Source organism: Oscillibacter sp., from assembly GCF_040505565.1.
In the GTDB taxonomy this organism is placed as follows: Bacteria; Bacillota; Clostridia; order Oscillospirales; family Oscillospiraceae; genus Oscillibacter.
The window spans coordinates 13,478-31,584 of record NZ_JBEUWZ010000004.1; the positions used below are offsets into that span (position 1 = coordinate 13,478).

General features: G+C 57.2%; 20 protein-coding genes. 1 reads left to right on the forward strand and 19 read right to left on the reverse strand.

Going from position 1 to position 18,107, the window contains the following annotated elements:
* Positions 1–71 precede the first annotated feature (71 nt).
* From ABWQ15_RS00665 to ABWQ15_RS00750, 18 genes are all read right to left on the reverse strand, one after another.
* Complete coding sequence (locus tag ABWQ15_RS00665) at positions 72–281, reverse strand: DUF1858 domain-containing protein (RefSeq protein WP_353906895.1); 210 nt, start codon at positions 279–281, stop codon at positions 72–74.
* A 345-nt stretch (positions 282–626) separates the two neighbouring features.
* Positions 627–908, reverse strand: coding sequence for a zinc-ribbon domain containing protein (locus ABWQ15_RS00670; protein ID WP_353906896.1), 282 nt, complete (start codon positions 906–908; stop codon positions 627–629).
* Between the two features lie 39 nt (positions 909–947).
* Positions 948–1,589, reverse strand: a complete 642-nt coding sequence (locus ABWQ15_RS00675) for a sigma-70 family RNA polymerase sigma factor (protein WP_353906897.1) — start codon at positions 1,587–1,589, stop codon at positions 948–950.
* A gap of 96 nt (positions 1,590–1,685) precedes the next feature.
* Positions 1,686–3,041, reverse strand: coding sequence for a phosphoglucosamine mutase (glmM, locus tag ABWQ15_RS00680; protein ID WP_353906898.1), 1,356 nt, complete (start codon positions 3,039–3,041; stop codon positions 1,686–1,688).
* Between the two features lie 28 nt (positions 3,042–3,069).
* Complete coding sequence (gene ruvB, locus ABWQ15_RS00685) at positions 3,070–4,122, reverse strand: Holliday junction branch migration DNA helicase RuvB (protein WP_353906899.1); 1,053 nt, start codon at positions 4,120–4,122, stop codon at positions 3,070–3,072.
* Positions 4,123–4,174: 52 nt separating this feature from the next.
* On the reverse strand, positions 4,175–4,507 hold the full coding sequence (locus tag ABWQ15_RS00690) for a DUF6054 family protein (protein WP_353906900.1): 333 nt from the start codon (positions 4,505–4,507) through the stop codon (positions 4,175–4,177).
* A 75-nt stretch (positions 4,508–4,582) separates the two neighbouring features.
* Positions 4,583–5,191: a Holliday junction branch migration protein RuvA gene (gene ruvA / locus ABWQ15_RS00695; RefSeq protein WP_353906901.1), complete on the reverse strand. Its 609-nt coding sequence runs from the start codon at positions 5,189–5,191 to the stop codon at positions 4,583–4,585.
* Between the two features lie 61 nt (positions 5,192–5,252).
* Entirely contained in the window at positions 5,253–5,762 is a 510-nt protein-coding gene (ruvC, locus tag ABWQ15_RS00700) for a crossover junction endodeoxyribonuclease RuvC (RefSeq protein WP_353906902.1), read from the reverse strand.
* 105 nt (positions 5,763–5,867) lie between these two features.
* The gene (locus tag ABWQ15_RS00705) at positions 5,868–7,274 is read right to left on the reverse strand and encodes a DUF4179 domain-containing protein (RefSeq protein ID WP_353906903.1); all 1,407 of its coding nucleotides are present in this window, start codon (positions 7,272–7,274) and stop codon (positions 5,868–5,870) included.
* On the reverse strand, positions 7,271–7,741 hold the full coding sequence (locus ABWQ15_RS00710; RefSeq protein ID WP_353906904.1) for a sigma-70 family RNA polymerase sigma factor: 471 nt from the start codon (positions 7,739–7,741) through the stop codon (positions 7,271–7,273). Before ABWQ15_RS00710 ends, ABWQ15_RS00705 begins: the two co-directional genes overlap by 4 nt.
* A gap of 139 nt (positions 7,742–7,880) precedes the next feature.
* Positions 7,881–8,777, reverse strand: coding sequence for a site-specific tyrosine recombinase XerD (gene xerD, locus ABWQ15_RS00715; RefSeq protein WP_353906905.1), 897 nt, complete (start codon positions 8,775–8,777; stop codon positions 7,881–7,883).
* A gap of 59 nt (positions 8,778–8,836) precedes the next feature.
* Positions 8,837–9,472, reverse strand: coding sequence for a stage II sporulation protein M (locus tag ABWQ15_RS00720; protein WP_353906906.1), 636 nt, complete (start codon positions 9,470–9,472; stop codon positions 8,837–8,839).
* 438 nt (positions 9,473–9,910) lie between these two features.
* Entirely contained in the window at positions 9,911–10,345 is a 435-nt protein-coding gene (locus ABWQ15_RS00725) for a hypothetical protein (RefSeq protein ID WP_353906907.1), read from the reverse strand.
* A 91-nt stretch (positions 10,346–10,436) separates the two neighbouring features.
* Positions 10,437–10,850, reverse strand: coding sequence for a preprotein translocase subunit YajC (gene yajC, locus ABWQ15_RS00730; RefSeq protein WP_353906908.1), 414 nt, complete (start codon positions 10,848–10,850; stop codon positions 10,437–10,439).
* 80 nt (positions 10,851–10,930) lie between these two features.
* Positions 10,931–12,064 (reverse strand): tRNA guanosine(34) transglycosylase Tgt, encoded by a 1,134-nt coding sequence (gene tgt / locus ABWQ15_RS00735; RefSeq protein ID WP_353906909.1) that lies wholly within the window; start codon positions 12,062–12,064, stop codon positions 10,931–10,933.
* A gap of 9 nt (positions 12,065–12,073) precedes the next feature.
* Positions 12,074–12,328, reverse strand: a complete 255-nt coding sequence (locus tag ABWQ15_RS00740; RefSeq protein ID WP_353906910.1) for a TfoX/Sxy family DNA transformation protein — start codon at positions 12,326–12,328, stop codon at positions 12,074–12,076.
* A 111-nt stretch (positions 12,329–12,439) separates the two neighbouring features.
* Positions 12,440–13,465: a tRNA preQ1(34) S-adenosylmethionine ribosyltransferase-isomerase QueA gene (gene queA / locus ABWQ15_RS00745; RefSeq protein WP_353906911.1), complete on the reverse strand. Its 1,026-nt coding sequence runs from the start codon at positions 13,463–13,465 to the stop codon at positions 12,440–12,442.
* Positions 13,466–13,582: 117 nt separating this feature from the next.
* Complete coding sequence (locus ABWQ15_RS00750) at positions 13,583–15,118, reverse strand: SpoIID/LytB domain-containing protein (protein WP_353906912.1); 1,536 nt, start codon at positions 15,116–15,118, stop codon at positions 13,583–13,585.
* A gap of 189 nt (positions 15,119–15,307) precedes the next feature.
* On the opposite strand from ABWQ15_RS00750, the gene asd reads away from it, so the two are divergent.
* Positions 15,308–16,399 (forward strand): aspartate-semialdehyde dehydrogenase, encoded by a 1,092-nt coding sequence (gene asd / locus ABWQ15_RS00755; RefSeq protein ID WP_353906913.1) that lies wholly within the window; start codon positions 15,308–15,310, stop codon positions 16,397–16,399.
* 74 nt (positions 16,400–16,473) lie between these two features.
* On the opposite strand, the gene ABWQ15_RS00760 is transcribed toward asd, so the two are convergent.
* Positions 16,474–18,078, reverse strand: a complete 1,605-nt coding sequence (locus tag ABWQ15_RS00760) for an ABC-F family ATP-binding cassette domain-containing protein (protein ID WP_353906914.1) — start codon at positions 18,076–18,078, stop codon at positions 16,474–16,476.
* Positions 18,079–18,107: the final 29 nt, after the last annotated feature.

Here is an 18,107-nt window from a genome sequence, read left to right on the forward strand (position 1 = left end):
ATCTGCGGCACAAATGGAACGCATACGGGAAACCCGTATGCGTTCTATCGGGCCTCCCTGAGTGGGAAGCCTTATTCCTCGGCCTTGTTGGCTTCCTCGTTGACCAGCTCCAGCAGTTTGTCTACATCGATGCCGTGAACCATGCAGGCCTCCTCCACAGTTTCGCCGCGGGATGAGGGGCAGCCCAGGCAGTGCATTCCGATGGAGAGGAAGATTGGTGCGGTCTGAGGGGCCACGTCCAGAATATCACCGATGATGGTGTCTTTCGTAATTTCAACCATGATTTTGCCTCCAAAATTCAGTTTGTCAGGGCAGCACCGTATAATTCACGCGAAACTGCACCGTCTCATTTAAAAAATTCCTAAAAGGCGACCACCGCAAATTGTGCAGTGCTGCCCAGGATTTTGCCACATTTAGGCGTTGTTATTATACCCCGATTTTTCTCTGATTTCAAGAGAAATTGGGGAGAAATTTCGCGCAAAGCGTCAAAATACTCGATATCGTCACCGGGTTTTCAGCGGATGCTCTGTTTTCAGTCTCTTTTCGGATTTCAAAACGGACGGAATCGGCAAAAAAGTGCACAAAAAAGGAACGCCCGAAAGGGCGTTCCTTTGAGATGACTTTCGTTATCTCTGCTCCTCGCGCATCTTGGCGAAGCACTCGCTGCAATACACAGGACGGTCGGACTTGGGCTCGAAAGGAACGCGAGCCTCGCCGCCGCAGGAGGCGCAAACAGCGGTGAAATACTCCCGGGGACCGCGGGAAGCGGCCTTGCGGGCGTCACGGCAGCTCTTGCAGCGCTGGGGCTCATTCTGGAAACCGCGCTCTGCATAGAACTCCTGCTCACCGGCGGTGAACACGAACTCCTGGCCACACTCTTTGCACACTAAAGTCTTGTCTTCGTACATGATTTTTACCCTCTCTTTGAAAAGAAAAATATATTGCGTTCAGCTCTTGCTGAAATCGCCGGAAAGAAGTTGCTGTGCCACCTTGCGACGGATCCGCTGCACAGCGTTATCCACGGATTTAGGGGATTTGCCCACGGTTTCGGCAATTTCCCGACATGATAGACCGTCCAAATAATACCCCAAAATCTTCGCTTCAAACTCGGACAACTGTTTCCGGACACCAAACAAGAGACTGCTCGTATGCTCCCTGTCGATCAGAAAATCTTCAGGGCTACGCCGCGTCAAATCCTGGGTGCCAAGGGTGTAGGAATCGCGGTCAAAGAAGGGTGTATCAAGAGAAACCGACTGGTTCAGAGGCATATGCTTGCCGCGGGAGGCGGCGCGCAGAACTGAAAGCAGACGATTGCGGACACAGGTTTCGGCAAAGGTGCGAAAAGAGGCTTCTTTCTCCCCGTCATATTCCCGGACGGCTTTCATCAGCCCAATCATTCCCTCCTGCAACAGGTCCTCGCTGTCTCCGCCGATCAGAAAGAATGGACGGGCGCAGGAACGAACCAAACGGGTATATTTGGAGACCAGTTGCTCTTCCGCCCGGCGATCGCCGCCAGCGACCTGAGCGCAGAGCTCCTCATCCGAGGGACCGTCTGCATAGGATTGATTTAACTCTTCACATTTGCACATATGTATTATACCTTTTGAACACAAATTTTGTCAAGAGAAATCTAAAATTCGTCAAATTTTTCTTATAACTTTTATAGAATGATTGGGCGGTCCCTGTCAGACTTTCATATTCTTTACGAAATCTGCAAGTTTTTCAGCGGTCCGATGGGCCGTGTCAGTGGTTTTAGCCTCCACCATGACACGAATCAGCGCTTCCGTTCCGGAGGGGCGCACCAGAATTCGACCTTCGCCGCCCAAAGCCTCTTCCTCCGACCTCACGGCGTCCTTCAGCGCCTGAGAGGCCATGATCGCCTCCTTCACGCCCCGCAGATGGGAGACGGATACGTTCACAAGCTCCTGCGGGTATACCGCACAGACGGACACCAGCTCCGATGCCTTTTTTTGGGCCAATTTCAGAACCTGCAAAAACTGGAGGGCGGTGACCTCACCGTCGCCGGTGGTTTCCAGTTCCGTAAAGATCGTGTGGCCGGACTGCTCGCCCCCGATGCGGTAGTCGCACCGGAGCATTTCCTCCAGTACGCTCCGATCGCCCACGTCGGTGCACACCAGCTCCAGTCCGCTGTTGCGGCAGAATTCGTGGAGGCCCAGATTGCTCATCACGGTGGCGACGACTGTGTTGCCGCTGAGCTTTCCCCGGCGCTTCATGTCTGCGGCGCATACGGCCATCACCTTGTCACCGTCGATGGTTCCACCGGTCTCGTCCACCAGAAGGCAGCGGTCCGCGTCCCCGTCGAAGGCGACGCCCACGTCGTACCGCCCCTTCACCACCGCCGCAGACAGGTCCTCCAAATGGGTGGAGCCGCAGCGGCTGTTGATGTTCACGCCGTCGGGCTGAGTGTGGATGAAATCCGTGTGGGCTTTGAACCGGCCGAACAGCTCCGGCGCGGTGGCACTGGCCGCGCCGTTGGCGCAGTCCACCAGAATGTGCAGACCCGCCAGATCGCTTTCAATTGTTCCCGCCACAAAGTCGATATAATCCCGCTTCAGCTGGCGCATCCCGTGATGCCGTCGGCCGATTTCCTCTCGGGTCCGGGATTTCATGGGCTCGTCGGACAGGATCTTTTCCTCCACCCGGCGCTCCACCTCGTCGCTGAGCTTGTAGCCCTGAGCGTTGAAGACCTTGATGCCGTTGTGCTCATAGGGGTTGTGGGATGCGGAGACCACGATGCCTGCGTCTCCCCGCTCCCGTACGGTCAGGTACGCCACGGCGGGGGTGGGAATGGTCCCCAGCGGCTTGACGTCACCACCAACGTCGCAGATACCCGCCATCAGGGCGGATTCCAGCATATCGGAGGAGACGCGCGTGTCCTTGCCGATCAAAATGACCGGACGGCGGCCCAGCTCCTCCATCAGCACGGCGGCGATGGCCTGTCCCACAAGAAACGCCTCCTGCGCGGTGAGATTCTCGCCCACCACGCCGCGGATGCCGTCGGTCCCAAAGAGTTTTCCCATATCAAACATACCTCATTTATTCAAAAAATCAAAGGGAGAGCTGCTCCGGCTCGTCTGTCCCGCCGGGAACGGACAGTCCCAGATGCCGATACGCCCGGTGGGTTACGCAACGGCCCCGGGGCGTCCGGGTCAGAAAGCCCAGCTGCATCAGATACGGTTCGTAGACATCCTCCAGCGTCACGGACTCCTCCCCGATGGTGGCCGCCAGAGTTTCAAGGCCAACCGGCCCGCCGCCATAGTTTTCAATGATGGAGGTGAGCATTCGGCGGTCCACGGAGTCAAGGCCCAGATAATCCACCTCCAGCGCGTTCAGCGCCTGATCCGCCACAGCTTTTGTGATGACGCCATCGGCCTTCACCTGGGCGAAGTCCCTCACCCGGCGAAGCATCCGGTTGGCAATTCGGGGCGTTCCCCGGCTGCGCTTTGCAATCTCAAACGCGCCTGTATCCTCGATGGGGACGCCTAAGATTCCTGCGCTGCGCTTCACGATCAAAGAAAGCTCCTCCGGGGAATACAGCTCTAGCCGCAGCGTCACTCCGAAGCGGTCGCGCAGCGGCGCGGAGAGTTGTCCCGCCCGGGTGGTGGCCCCAATCAGAGTGAATCGGGGCAGATCCAGCCGGATGGAGTTGGCGGAGGGGCCCTTTCCCACAATGATGTCCAGCGCGTAGTCCTCCATGGCGGGGTATAAAATCTCCTCCACAGAGCGGTTCAGCCGGTGGATCTCATCCACAAATAAAATGTCGTTTTCTGCCAAATTTGTCAAAAGCGCCGCCAGGTCCCCCGGCTTTTCGATGGCGGGGCCGGAGGTGATGCGGATGTTGACGCCCATCTCCGCAGCGATGATGCCTGCCAGCGTCGTTTTGCCAAGGCCCGGAGGCCCGTGGAGCAGTACGTGGTCCAGCGGCTCCGTCCGCTGCTTTGCGGCGGCGATAAACACGCTGAGGTTCTCCTTGGCCTTCTCCTGCCCTATGTAGTCCCTCAGCGCCTTGGGGCGCAGGGAAATCTCGCCGCCGTCCTCCTCCAGAAAGGTCTTGGCGACGATGGGTTCTTCATAGATATCGTTTCCAAAGTCGATGCTCAATTGCTCACTTCCTCCAAATCGCGGGCGGTTTCATATGTACAGGAGTTTTGCCTTACAGACCTTCCACCAGCTCCTGTATACAGTCCAAAAATGATTCTTCACCCCAGGTGTTGATCTTGAAAAACACCGCCTGGCTCCCGCCGGAGGTGATGGCGGTGAGGAACAGGTCCGTCCCGTGCCCCAGCAGGGTCAGGTTCATGCTGACCCGATTCTTGCCGATATAGCTGTACCGCTCATAGACTCGGACCGCACAACGCACATCCCCCGCCACATAGTCACTTCCGTCCTCATAGGTGGCGGACATGCTGCCGCTCAGGACTCCGTCATGCAGGACACTCAGGGTGCTGTCGAAATCGCCCTGAAACCGGCGCTCGTATTTAGCCATGACCAATCCCCTTTCTCATCTGACGATGCAAAACGCGGCGAGGCCGCGCAAGTCTTCCCAAATAAGCTCCGAACGTTATCGCGCCATCTTTTTCAGGCATGCCCGGATGATCTCCTCCAGCGGCAGGCTCTCCACGTCCACGCCCTTTAGAGCCGCCACAGTCTCCGCCGTGGAGTATCCCAGCACGCCCAGTGCGGCGGCGGCCTCCGTAGTCTTATTTGACAGGACGGCTCCCGCGCCGGCGTTTCCGCCGACCGAAGTCAGTCCGCCGAACGCGGCACTTTCTCTAGTCATCTTGTCTTTCAGCTCCAAAATGATGCGCTGGGCGATTTTCTTTCCGATGCCGGGGGCTACCGTCAGCGACTTTTCGTCCCCGGTGATGATGGACATAGCCAGCGTCTCCGGCGTGGAAACGGACAGGATGGCCAGCGCCGCCTTGGGTCCCACGCCCGACACGCCAATCAGCATTTTGAAGCTGTTCAGTTCTCCTACGCTTCCAAAGCCGTACAGCCCAAAGGCATTTTCTGCCACATGGAAATAGGTGTACAGCTTTGCCCTTTCCCCTTTTTTAAGGCTGGAGAGAGTGTTGCTGGTGGTGGCGCAGGCGTACCCCACGCCGCCGCAGTCAATCACCGCCAAATTCGGCTGTACTTCCGCCACGGTGCCGTTCAAATAGTAAAACACTGGGTCTCCTCCGATCTTTCGTACAAATGCCGGCAATCAGCCATGTACCCATTCAAAATGCTCAGACAGTCTCCCTCACATCCTTTATCTGTGGCATCTGTGAAGTAAAACTCCTTGCGTGACATAGCGCCAGAGCCAGCGCATCGGCGGCGTCGTCCGGCCGAGGGACGGCCTTCAGGTTCAAAAGCCGCCGGGTCATGTCCATAACCTGCCGCTTCTCCGCCTTTCCGTATCCCACCACGGCCATCTTTACCTGGGACGGCGTATACTCATACAGCGGCACGCCGCATTTCTCCGCCGCCAGCAGAATCACGCCCCTGCCGTGGGCCACGGCGATGCCGGTGGTGATGTTGTTGTTGAAAAACAGCTCCTCAATGGAGATCACATCCGGCTTCAACTGGCCGATCAATTCCTCCATGTCGCTAAAAATCTGATAGAGTCTTTTGGAAAGTGGCAGGCCAGCGGGTGTGGTAATGGCCCCGTAGGTCACCATAGACGCTTTTGTCCGGTCGGCCTCCACCAGCCCGAAGCCGATGGTGGCGATGCCGGGGTCGATACCCAAGATCCGCATGGTACTCCCCTTTCACACAATTAAAGTCATTATAGCAAACCGGGGCCCGATACGCAACCGAAAAAAAGGAGCGCCGTCTAAGGCACTCCTTTTTTATACTTCGTGTCACCGGATGGAGATTGCCGCCGGGGCGGAGAAGTCTGTCACGCGGGTGAAAACCGGCTTTAGCCAGACCTCCGTTCCGTGATAATCCGGCAGGGGAACGGTCTCGTAGAAAAATCCCGATACGCTGCCGTCTAGGTATTCGCCGGTGTCTGGCTCCTGATAGCCGTAAGACGAGACGCTGGATGAGAAGGATTCTGCCGTCCCACCCGCATCCAAATGCCCATTCCACAAGCTATACATCCAGCCTTCCCGATACTGCTTCTCACGGAACGTCAGCAGGTATCCCCGCTCAAGATGCTGAATCCCGGCTAGCTCCGTGCCGTCCGGCAGCGGATCATGCTCCTCTGTGGCAAGATTCAGCCGGATTTTTTCACGACTCTTTTCCAGCCATCGGGCCTGTGTGATGTAAAGTTTTAATTCTTTACTGTTACTAAAATACGTAGTATCCATCCAATAGGTCACCATAGATGGAGAATTCTCCTCCCCCGTTGCGGAGATGCCGTTGGTCACTGGGACGAACCGTTCACCCCGCTCGTTTTCCACGTAGAAGTCCAGTCCGGTCAGCCATGCGGTGTTGTCCGGGTCATAGCCCAAATCCAGCCGCAGATGGGTGGGATAGATCTCCGCCTGCTTCAGCGTCAGCGTCTGACTGTCCAGTTGGAAGGTTTTCCCCACCGCCACGGTCTCGCCCTGAGCCGTGAACCAAGGGTCGAAGGTCAGATCGAAAGTAAACACCGCCAGAATTTTCGGGTCGTGGGTTTGCACTTTAAAATATGTGTCCTCCATCGTCTCTTCAGCGGATTCCATTGCAATTCCATTCTCATCATAAGCGCTCTGGTAGACGTTCAGAGTCAGTGTCAATCCCTCCGGCATGTCCCGGTCCACGAAGTCCACTGTCAGTTGCCGGAGGTCCCCGTTGGGGGTACCGTAGGACCCACTGGAGCTGCTGTACCCGTCGCCGCCATCCGGCAATGTCACCGCACCGTCGGCATCCAGCTGACCGTATTGGTCGGTGTCCAGTGTGTAGAAGACATTCAGCTGCTTCTGGTCCACGATTAGGTACTCCACCCTAGCGGTGATGCCATTTTTGCGCTGCTCCTGTCCCACAGACTGGACGTATTCGTCCTCTACCGCTGCGGAGAGAGACGGCGACCACGTCACCGCCTTTGCCAGCTCTCGCAGCACCGGCACTCCTCCGCAGGCCCGGGCGAAGGGCGGGAACAGGTTCACCAGAAGCATAAACGCCACGAAGCACACCGCCAGACTCCCAGCGGGAATACCCAGAATACGGGTGCGTTTCCGTGAAGCTTTTTTCCTTTTTACCGCCTTTGTTACCGTGTATGCAAGCTGCGATGGAGTCTCCACAAGCGAATCGCGCAGCGCCTTATATTCCTCATTTCGGTTCATATGTTGCCCTCCTCCAGCTCCAGTCTCAACAGCGCCAGCGCCCTGCGCTGGCGGGTAACAACGGTGCCCTGAGGGATACCCAGCGTTCGGGCGGTCTCTGCCAGCGTTAGATCCCCAAAGTACCGCAGGACAATTATCTGCCGTAGTTTCCGAGGAAGACGGGCTACCGCCTCCCGCAGGGGCAGCGCGTCATAGTTGAAGTCTTCCCCCGCCTCGGGCAGGTATTCCGCTGGGCGCAGGCGCATCAGCCGCCGCAGCTCCCGACCGCACTCGTTGATGAGGATGCGGGTGAGCCACGTCTCGAAATACTCCGGCTGACGGAGGTGGCGCAAGTTCCGCAGCGCCTGATACACCGCCTCGTCCACGGCCTCCAGCGCCGCGGCTTCCCCACCCAGATACGCAAAGGCGGCGCGGTACAGCCGCGTCTTCTGCGCCTCCGTCCGCTGGATAAATTCCTGCTGATCCATGCCCTTCCCCCTTTCTGCCTATTAGAGCGTTTATGCGGGCGTTTTGATTTCCCTTCCGTGGGATTTTTTTTAAGATTGCAGCAGTAAAGAGCCAGGGCGGAAAAACCTTCCGCCCCGGCTCCGGCTGACTCGCTTGTATTCACGCTTTGGGATGGGCCTTATTATACACGTCCTTCAACTGGTTTTTCACCACATGGGTATAAATTTGTGTGGACGAGATGTCCGCATGGCCCAGCATCTCCTGAATGGAGCGGAGGTCCGCGCCGTTTTCCAGCAGGTGAACGGCAAAGGAATGGCGCAGGGTGTGGGGCGTGATGTCCTTTTGGATGCCCGCCTTCTCTTGATAGTATTTGATGATCTTCCAGAAGCCCTGACGGCTCATGCGCTCACCGTTCATGTTGACGAACAGCGCCTGCTCGTCAACATCCGCGATGATCTCGGGCCGGACGTTGATCTCGTAGTCCCGCAGGGCCTTCACAGCGGCGGGATACAGGGGGATAATGCGCTCTCGGCCCCGGCTGGCGCAGCGCAGAAAGCCCGCCGACAGGTTCAGATCATCCACATTCAAATCAATCAGCTCGGTGACGCGGATACCGGTAGCGTACAATAGCTCCAGCATGGCGTGGTCCCGGAAGCCCTTGGCGTCCACGCACTGAGGCTGCTCCAAAAACAATTCAACTTCCTTGCTGGTAAGAATTTCGGGATATTTCCGCTCCACCTTCGCAGCCGTCAGCCCCCTGGCAGGATTCGCGGCTAAGTCGCCGGAGGAAACCATGAATTTATAGAAAGACTTGGCCGAGGCCAGAAACCGCGTTACGGAGGCGGCGGACTTACCCTTTCCGTGCATCCAGTCCATATAGTGCTGGACCATTTCCGGCGCGGCGCGGCGCAGGTCACTGTCCTCCTCCACGTGAAGAAACTCCTGAAACTGGTTCACGTCCCGCAGGTAGGCGGACACCGTGTTGGCGGAGGCGTCCTTTTCAGCAGTCAGGTATTTTTCGTAAAGCGCCAGATACTCCGCTGCCACAGCGTGCATCTCCTTTCCTACCGCCGGTAAAAATAATTTCCGTCAGCGCGGTTTTTTCAAATTTTATGTTACCGGAAGATCAACCCCAAGACCCAGCTGAGAAGCTTCGGGGACACCAGCAGCTCCGTCACCACCCCGGCAGCCAGCACTGCGCAGACTGTTCCGAACCGAAGCCACCACGCCCGACCATAGGAGGGCGGTGTGGGCCGCCCACTCTTTTCCAGCGACAGTGCAGCCAGCGCCACAGACTTTTCCAACGCCGGGACCGCCACGGCAAAATAGCACGGCAATGTGATCAGACACCTCAGCCCGAAAACCGCCAGAGCCAATAGAACGCCGTTGCGGCCAAAGGCCGCCGTGAAGCAGCAGACGGAAAACGAAAGGAAGAAGCCGTATGCTGCCGTGACCGCCGGAAGCAGCGCCGCACCCACCGAGGCAAAGCCCAGCAGAAACGCCAAAAGCGGATACCGAAAATAGACCACCAGTGCGGAAACCACCGTTTTCGCGGTCATCTCCGGCGGTGACTTCAAGGAAAAATAACCGTTCAGGTACTCCGTCAGTTCTCCGGCGGTGCTCGTGCTCACGCGCGCGGAGAGGACCTGTCCCAAAAACAGGCCCGCCAGAAAACAGGCCGCCAACAGAACCAGACGCAGCCACGGCCCGCGTCCGCTCCGTATCAGGCGGCGTCCAACTACCGACCCCACAAACAAAGCGCCTCACCTCGCGCAATTCTATGCGGTGCGCCGGCAGGTTAGAAGTCAGTTGACGTAAATATCACTTTTACTAATATATTGCTTTTTCCCCCGGACCGCAAGGGCTTTTACAGGAATTTGCCATTTTTGTAAACTATGACAAAATATTATGTAAATGTAATTATGTAAACACATGAAACTGAGTGGCTTAGAAGCCCTCTCAGTTTCTACCAAACGTCAAGATGTGGGGTCCGCCCTTTGACGGACCCCACTATATCTGCGCAGCCGGACTATTTCGTCTGGCTTTTATACGTTCCAATCATTTTTACAAAAAAATTTGGGTTTTACTATAAATTTGTTGAAAATCACAAGTGAAGCCCTACTACGGACACGTGAGAAAGACGGCGGTCAAGGACGGAGCGGGGCGATCTCTTGAATCCGAGGCCTATTTCAGGACTTCTTCCCCGTCTTCAATCGCCGGGGCGGAGCGGCATGCTGCTTCCGCTTCTTCCCACGCCCACCGCCCAGCAGTCCGGCCAGTATTCCTCCTGCCAGTGCCGATGCAAGCAGGATCGCGCTCTCCCGGGACCAGACCACGCCATCACAGGCCAGCATCCCACCTAGCATCAGTATCACCGCAAAAATGCCCGCGGACCCCAGCGCCGCCAACAGCGTCCCTGCATTGGTGTGCCGGATAGCCTGAATTCCTCCGAAACAGGCTGCCACCGCCCCGCTCCCCGCCTGGAACCGAAATGCCGCCGCCTCCGGAATGACGCCCTTGATGGTCAGCAGCGCCAGCAGGCACTGGAACACAATATACAGGGCCAGCGACAGCGCCGCCCCTTCTGGAAACCCCGCCCATCCGGGCGCTTTGCGTTTGGCCATAAAAAATCCTCCCCCGTCACATGCTCTTTTCCAGCATATGACAGGGGAGGGGCGTTTATGAGGGGGCAGTCCTAATTTTGCTGTGCGGCTTTTACACCTCGGGGTCCCAGGACTTCTTCCCGTCGTCCTCGGCGGGCTTCTCCTCCTCGGCGGCCTTTTCCTCGACAGCCGGGGCGGCGGGCTCTTCGGGTACCTCGTCGGAAGGCTTGACCTTCTGCTTCTTCTGGTCCTTGGGGTCTGTGGACGTCTGCACGCCAGTGGTGGACACAGCCCACTTGGTGATCTCCACGCGGACGCGGTCGTCACTGGTCTCGATGATAATGGTGTCGTCGTTCACCTGCACGATGTTGCCCACGATACCGCCGATGGTGGTGAGCTTGTCGCCTTTCTTCAGACCGCTGCGCAGCTGCTCGGCGGCCTTCTTGCGTTTGTTTTCCGGGCGGATAATCATGAAATAAAATACCGCAACCAGGACAACCAGCATTAAAATTGTCGTAGGATCCATAGGACAAATACTCCTTTGTAAAATCAGAATAGTATTATTATATCCAAAACAGCCAAGATTTGCAAGTCCTTTTTCGGGGCTTATACCCGCTGCTCCAATTTCCCGCTGTATTTCGCCCGGAACTCGTCAAAAGTCCCTGCATCCAGTGCGTCCCGGAGCTTTTGCATCAGCTCGTTGTAGAACCAGAGGTTGTGCAGCACAGAAAGGCGCAGGGCCAGTACCTCGTCCGCCTTGAAGAGGTGGCGCAGGTATGCCTTGGAAAAGCTCCGGCAGCATGGACAGCTGCAGCTTTCACTGACAGGAGACGGGTCGGTCTCGTATTTTCGGTTCAGAATATTCACCGTTCCCTCCCATGTGAACAGCTTTCCGTGCCGTCCGTTGCGGGAGGGCATCACGCAGTCGAAAAAGTCCACGCCGCGGCTGACGGCCTCGATGATGTTGCTGGGGGTGCCGACGCCCATCAGATATCGGGGCTTGTCCTGCGGCATGTGGGGTTCCACCGCGTCGATGATGTCGTACATCACCTCCGCCGGCTCTCCCACCGCAAGGCCCCCGATGGCATAGCCGTCGCAGTTCAGCTTTGCGATCTCATCCATGTGCCACACACGCAGGTCTGGGAATGTGGCCCCCTGATTGATGCCGAAGAGCATCTGCCCGGGATTCACGGTGTCCGGCAGAGCATTCAACCGCCTGTGTTCCGCGACGCACCGCTCCAGCCATCTTGCCGTCCGTTCACAAGACGCCTTTGCATACTCGTGCGTAGCTGGATTCTCCACGCACTCGTCAAAGGCCATGGCGATGTCGCTGCCCAGATTGGACTGGATCTGCATGGATTCCTCCGGCCCCATAAAAATGCGGTGTCCGTCGATATGGGAGGCGAAGGTAACGCCCTCCTCCTTGATTTTTCGCAAAGAGGCCAGTGAAAACACCTGAAACCCGCCGGAATCGGTCAGAATTGGGCCATCCCAGTTCATAAATTGATGGAGTCCGCCCATCGTGCGAACCACTTGATCGCCGGGGCGCAGGTGCAGGTGATAGGTGTTGGAAAGCTCAATCTGACAGCCGATCTCCCTGAGGTCGTGGGCGCTGACGCCGCCTTTGATGGCTCCCTGCGTACCCACGTTCATGAACACCGGGGTCTGAACCACACCGCCGTGGGCACAAGAGAATTGTCCCCGCCGCGCGCGGCCCTGATATTTAATGACTTTAAACATGAACGGCTCCTATTTCAGATTTTTGTGAAACGTCCTCAGCTCCGCTTTCTTCTCCGGAGGCAGCATCGATTTTTTCACGCCCTCCACGGCTCCCTCAATGGCTTCCAGCTGGTGGAGGCACGCGCCGGAGTCCACCTGTGTGTAGATGCGCATAAACGCGTCATAGGTTCCTGCCCTTCGCAGTTCCTCCGGCGTTTCAATGCCGACTTTTCTCAAATTTTCAGCCAAAACCGGCCCAATATTGGGTAGCTCCGTCAGTTCCATGGAAGCTCCTCCCTCGCTATAAATGTCCGATGTATGCGCGGAATTGCATATACGTTGCATACTTTTGCATATTCACTGTATATGCAAAATGTGAATATACAGTGATTCAAGTCAATGAATAAACATGGCATCCCCGAAGCTGAAGAACCGATACCGTTCCTTCACCGCCTCGCGGTATGCGGCGAGAATATGCTCCCTCCCCGCCAGCGCGGAGACCAGCATGATAAGGGTGGACTCCGGCAGATGAAAGTTGGTGATAAGGGCGTCGGTCACCTTGAATTGATAGCCGGGATAGATGTAGATGCCGGTCCAGCCGGACTTGGACTCCATGGTCCCGTCCTCGTTCGCCCAGGACTCCACGGTCCGGCAGGACGTGGTCCCCACGCAGACCACCCGTCCTCCGCCCGCTTTCGTACGGTTGATCAGGTCCGCCACCTCCTGAGAGATGATGCAGTATTCGCTGTGCATCTCGTGGTCGGTGATCTCATCCTCCTTCACGGGGCGGAAGGTGCCAAGACCCACATGGAGCGTCACATACCCGATGCTCACACCCTTGGCGGCGATCTTCTCCAGCAGTTCCTTGGTAAAGTGGAGACCTGCCGTCGGAGCGGCGGCGCTTCCCAGTTCCCGGGAGTAGACGGTCTGATACCGCTCCCGGTCCTGCAATTCCTCTCGGATATAGGGCGGCAGGGGCATTTTGCCCAGACGCTCCAGAACCTCCAGAAAAATTCCCTCGTAGTGGAACTTCACAAGCCGGTTGCCGCCCTCCACCTCGCTGATGATCTCGCCGGTCAGTTCTCCGTCACCGAAGGATACCTGCGCGCCTGGGCGCATCTTTTTACCCGGGCGGACAAGGCACTCCCAGACGCCCTCCCCCTTGTCTACCAACAGCAACACCTCGCAGGCTCCGCCGCCGGGTAGTCGATGGCCCAAAAGACGGGCGGGCAGAACGCGGGAGTCGTTTAAAATCAGGCAGTCCTTCTCCGTCAGAAAATCTGGCAGCTCGTAAAAATGGTGATGCTCCCAGGCCCCCGTGGTCTTGTCCAGCGTCAGCAGACGGGACGTATCTCGCTTTTCGATGGGCGTCTGGGCAATCAGTTCTTTGGGCAGGTCATAGTAAAAATCGCTGGTCTTCATGAAACCCTCCATGGGTCCGCGTGCTGACGATCTGAAAAAATCTCCGGGCATGAAGGTTTTTCGATGTGACGCGGCTCTGCCGCGCTTTAGGCGGGCGGCGTGCCAACTTGCGATCAATCACCCGATGGTGATATCGGTATAGTAGAAATTCAAAATGTCGCGGTAGGAATACCCCTGTTTTGCCATGGCCAAAGCGCCGTACTGGCTCATTCCCACGTTGTGGCCGTTTCCAGTGCCAGTGATCACAAAGCTTCCGGGAGACGCGGTGGTGGCGGTAGACGCACCGGAGGACGCATTCAGCGCCCCGGTCCCGGAGGAGGTGACGGCATAGGGCGCACTGCCGGTGTAGGAAGCCACCGTTCCGGTTCCGGAGACGGTATAGGCCCCGCTCAAAGAGGAAATCGAACTGCCGGAGCCGTTCACATAGTATCCGGTGGTCATTCCGCTGTCGTCCCCATTGATGCAAAAGCGCATACTCTTCACATTCTTGCCGTAGGTTGTGCTGTAAAACGCCATACGGCAGGTCTCGCCTTTCACCGTCAGGATCTTCCCTGTTGTATCCACAAAGGTGACTTTGCAAACGTTTCCGGTGGGGGTCCGCTCTGAGACATAGGCGTTTTTCACCGTCCCGATGGAGTACCCGCTTTTTTGCAGAACCCATGTCAGCTCCGAGGGTGAATAGGTCACGGTGTAGCTGTAATTGGGGATGGAGATGGTGGCCTCATAGGGGTCGGCCTTTCCGATTAGATATCCCACCGCTTTCCCCCAGACGTTTTCGGCGTTTTCTGTGGCTCCGCCGTCGGAGGAGTGATACACCGTCTCCGCCAGCGCTCCCTGATACCGGACGCACTCCCCTGCCGTGGCGTCCACGGCGGCGTCGGTGTCCGCGCCGGAGGCGTTGACGCCGTTATAGACCTGACAGTCCGTGGTATTGCACATGTCAAAGCCGTAGGCGCTCAGATGCTTCGTTGTTACGGAGGCATAGGTTCGGGCGCAGACGGCCTGGGCCTCCAGCGCGGCCATGGGCCAGCCGGTCCCCAGCTCGTAGGGCAGCACGCCCTTCACGTAATCCTCCAGCGACACCACGTTCACCACATACAGTCCCCCGCCGGTGACTCTCGGATACTCGAATCCCCCGGCATACCGATACCCCTTGAACCACGTGGGCCCCCCCACAGGTAGTACGCCAAGCTTGTAAAGTCCCTGACAGTCGAACTCAAAAAGTGCTCCGGAGGACCCGGTGACCGTCACTGCAACAGCGGTGGAGGAATGGCTACTTCCCCCACCGTTCCTTCGGGCGTAAAACTGCCCGCCGATATACGCGGGCCAGCCGCCGTTGGCCGCGGCGGCAGAGGACGCCTCATCAAAGGAACTGTAAGGCCCGGACTGGTCAAAGGAACCCAAATCTCCGCCCGGCACCATGGTGATGGCGGTCTGCGTGATGGAGCCCAGCGTGACAAAGCTCCGGCCGTCGTCATAATAGCCAAGATCATAGCCTCCGCTCTGGGTATTTTCCAGTTTGGCGGAGGTGACGGCACCGCTGCCGTACCGCAGGCCCACCTTGACCGTGCCGTTGACGGCAGCGGAAGCGGACACGGTGTTCAGCGCGAGAAATATGACGAGAATTGACAGGATACCCAACAGTTTTTTCATACATCCTCCACAGGGTTTTAACCTTGACGGGACCGAAAAAGTATGCTACCATAATACAAATGTCCGTGCTGTATGAACATACAGTTCCGGTTGCAATCCACACATTCTATATTATAGTACACCAAAGCCCTACATTCAACAAGAATTCGACGTTCCACGTCAAATCACATCACACAGGAGGCAATTTTCATGAAACAGTACAAAGTCGGCATCATCGGCTGCACCGGCATGGTGGGCCAGCGCTTCGTCACCCTGCTTGAAAACCATCCCTGGTTCCAGCTCACCGCCGTTGCCGCCAGCGCCCGCAGCGCGGGTAAGACCTATGAGGATGCCGTGTCTCCTCGCTGGGCAATGGAAACCGGGATTCCCGAAGAGGCGAAAAAACTGGTGATTCTGGACGCGGAGGCCGACGCGGAAAAGCTGGCGGCTCAGGTGGACTTCTCCTTCTGCGCCGTGGATATGAAGAAAGAGGAGATCCGGGCGCTGGAGGAAAAATACGCGAAGCTGGAATGCCCCATCGTGTCCAACAACTCCGCCAACCGCTGGACGGACGACGTGCCCATGGTGGTTCCTGAATTGAACGCGGAACACATCAAAATCATCGAGGCCCAGCGCAAGCGCCTTGGCACGAAGCGGGGCTTCATTGCCGTGAAGTCCAACTGCTCCATCCAAAGCTACGTGCCTGCTCTCCATCCCCTGCTGAAATACGGCGTGGAGCGTGCGCTGGTGTGCACCTACCAGGCCATCTCCGGTGCGGGCAAGACCTTCCAGCGCTGGCCGGAGATGGTGGATAACTGCATCCCCTACATCGGCGGCGAGGAGGAGAAATCCGAGCAGGAGCCCATGAAGGTCTGGGGCCATATCGAGGGCGGAAAGATCGTCCGGGCGGAGTCCCCCGTCATCACGGCTCAGTGCTTCCGCGTGGCCTGTCAGGACGGACATATGGCCGCGGTGTTCATGAAGTTCAAGGACGGCTGCAAGCCCTCCATCGAGCAGATCAAAAAGGACTGGGCGGAGTTCCGCGGCCCCGCGCAGGAGCTGGAGCTTCCCTCCGCCCCCAAGCAGTTCCTGCACTACTTTGAGGAGCCTGAACGGCCCCAGACCCGGCTGGACCGGAATCTGGAACACGGCATGGCCATCTCTCTGGGCCGTCTGCGGGAGGACAGCCAGTACGACTACAAGTTCGTCGGTCTGAGCCACAACACCCTCCGGGGCGCGGCAGGCGGCGGCGTGCTGCTGGCGGAGCTTTTGTGCAAGGAAGGCTACATCACCGCAAAGTAATGCAGCTGTAAAGTATAAGCGCCTGTCCGTGTTTCGCGGGCAGGCGCTTTTTTATCGCTGGGGCTTCCAGCTTCTTACTGGGCGTTTTCCGCCTTTTGAAGCTCGATATAGTCGTCGTAGGTACAGGCCTTGTCCACTATGCTTCCGTCAGGCTGGAAGTCGATGATGCGGTTTGCTACGGTCTGGACGAACTCATGGTCGTGGCTGGCGAACAGAACCACGCCCTTGTACTCGATCAGCCCCTTGTTGACAGCGGTGATGGACTCCAGATCCAGATGGTTGGTGGGCTGATCCAGCACCAGCGAGTTGGAACCGAACAGCATGATCCTCGACAGCATACAGCGCACCTTTTCACCGCCGGAGAGGACCTTCACGGGCTTGAATACCTCGTCCCCGGAGAAGAGCATCCGGCCCAGGAAGGACCGCATGAAGGACTCCGTGGTCTCGGAGGTATACTGCCCCAGCCACTCCACCAGATTCAAATTGCAGTCGTTGAAAAAAGCGGAGTTGTCCAGCGGGAAATAGCTGGTGGAGATGGTGGTGCCCCACTTAAAGCTGCCCTCGTCCGGCTCCAGTTCCTCCATGATGATCTTGAACAGAGTGGTCTTCGCCAGCTCGTTTTCACCCACAAAGGCGATCTTGTCCCCCTTGTTCACCCGGAAAGAGACGTTGTCCAAGAGCTTGCGTCCGTCGATGGTCTTGCTCAGACCCTCCACGGTCAAAATCTCCTTGCCCGGCTCCCGGTCCATGGCAAAGCCCACAAAGGGATACCGCCGGGAGGACGCGGGCATTTCTTCCACCGTGAGCTTATCCAGGAGCTTTCGGCGGGAGGTGGCCTGCTTGGACTTGGACTTGTTGGCGGAGAACCGTTGGATGAACAATTGCAGATCCTTGATCTTATCCTCGTTCTTCCGGTTCTGGTCCTTCATCATCTTCTGGACCATCTGGCTGGACTCGTACCAGAACTCGTAGTTACCCACGTACATCTTGATTTTGCCATAGTCCACGTCCACGATGCTGGTGCAGACATTGTTCAGGAAATAACGGTCGTGGCTCACCACGATGATAAGGCCCTCGTACTCCATCAGGAAGTCCTCCAGCCACTCGATGGCCTGAAGGTCCAGATGGTTGGTGGGTTCGTCCAGCAAAATGATGTCCGGCTTTCCGAACAGCGCCTGGGCAAGCAGAACCTTCACCTTTTCCTTGGCAGTGAGGGAGGATATCTGGCTGTACAAAATTTCGTTGGACAGGCCCAGGCCCTGAATCAGGCGGCTGGCGTCGGACTCAGCCTCCCAGCCGTTCATGTCGGAAAACTCAGCCTCCAGTTCACTGGCCTTCACGCCATCTGCATCGGAGAAGTCCTCCTTCTCGTAAAGGGCATCCTTCTCCTTCATGATGTCGTATAGGCGCTGGTTACCCATGATGACGGTATCCAGCACGGTGTACTCATCATACTGAAAGTGGTCCTGCTTCAAAACCGACATCCGCTGGTTCGCGGAGACGATGACCTCGCCGGTAGAAGGTTCCAGTTCTCCGGAGAGGATACGGAGGAACGTGGTTTTTCCCGCGCCGTTGGCGCCGATGATGCCGTAGCAGTTGCCGGGCGTAAATTTGAGATTCACGTCCTTGAACAGCGCTTGGCCGCTGAAATTCAGGCTGACTTCACTGACTGTAATCATTCTTGTTTTCCTTTTTGTCGTTTTCGTAT

Excerpts from the sequence above, each read along its gene's own strand:
- ABWQ15_RS00670 (WP_353906896.1), bottom strand. The coding sequence starts at position 908 with ATGTACGAAGACAAGACTTTAGTGTGCAAAGAGTGTGGCCAGGAGTTC.
- ABWQ15_RS00705 (WP_353906903.1), bottom strand. The coding sequence starts at position 7,274 with ATGAACCGAAATGAGGAATATAAGGCGCTGCGCGATTCGCTTGTGGAG.
- asd (WP_353906913.1), top strand. The coding sequence starts at position 15,308 with ATGAAACAGTACAAAGTCGGCATCATCGGCTGCACCGGCATGGTGGGC.
- ABWQ15_RS00740 (WP_353906910.1), bottom strand. The coding sequence starts at position 12,328 with ATGGAACTGACGGAGCTACCCAATATTGGGCCGGTTTTGGCTGAAAAT.
- ABWQ15_RS00760 (WP_353906914.1), bottom strand. The coding sequence starts at position 18,078 with ATGATTACAGTCAGTGAAGTCAGCCTGAATTTCAGCGGCCAAGCGCTG.
- ABWQ15_RS00665 (WP_353906895.1), bottom strand. The coding sequence starts at position 281 with ATGGTTGAAATTACGAAAGACACCATCATCGGTGATATTCTGGACGTG.
- yajC (WP_353906908.1), bottom strand. The coding sequence starts at position 10,850 with ATGGATCCTACGACAATTTTAATGCTGGTTGTCCTGGTTGCGGTATTT.
- ABWQ15_RS00750 (WP_353906912.1), bottom strand. The coding sequence starts at position 15,118 with ATGAAAAAACTGTTGGGTATCCTGTCAATTCTCGTCATATTTCTCGCG.
- queA (WP_353906911.1), bottom strand. The coding sequence starts at position 13,465 with ATGAAGACCAGCGATTTTTACTATGACCTGCCCAAAGAACTGATTGCC.
- glmM (WP_353906898.1), bottom strand. The coding sequence starts at position 3,041 with ATGGGAAAACTCTTTGGGACCGACGGCATCCGCGGCGTGGTGGGCGAG.
- ABWQ15_RS00675 (WP_353906897.1), bottom strand. The coding sequence starts at position 1,589 with ATGTGCAAATGTGAAGAGTTAAATCAATCCTATGCAGACGGTCCCTCG.
- tgt (WP_353906909.1), bottom strand. The coding sequence starts at position 12,064 with ATGTTTAAAGTCATTAAATATCAGGGCCGCGCGCGGCGGGGACAATTC.
- ABWQ15_RS00690 (WP_353906900.1), bottom strand. The coding sequence starts at position 4,507 with ATGGCTAAATACGAGCGCCGGTTTCAGGGCGATTTCGACAGCACCCTG.
- ABWQ15_RS00710 (WP_353906904.1), bottom strand. The coding sequence starts at position 7,741 with ATGGATCAGCAGGAATTTATCCAGCGGACGGAGGCGCAGAAGACGCGG.
- ruvC (WP_353906902.1), bottom strand. The coding sequence starts at position 5,762 with ATGCGGATCTTGGGTATCGACCCCGGCATCGCCACCATCGGCTTCGGG.
- ABWQ15_RS00725 (WP_353906907.1), bottom strand. The coding sequence starts at position 10,345 with ATGGCCAAACGCAAAGCGCCCGGATGGGCGGGGTTTCCAGAAGGGGCG.
- xerD (WP_353906905.1), bottom strand. The coding sequence starts at position 8,777 with ATGCACGCTGTGGCAGCGGAGTATCTGGCGCTTTACGAAAAATACCTG.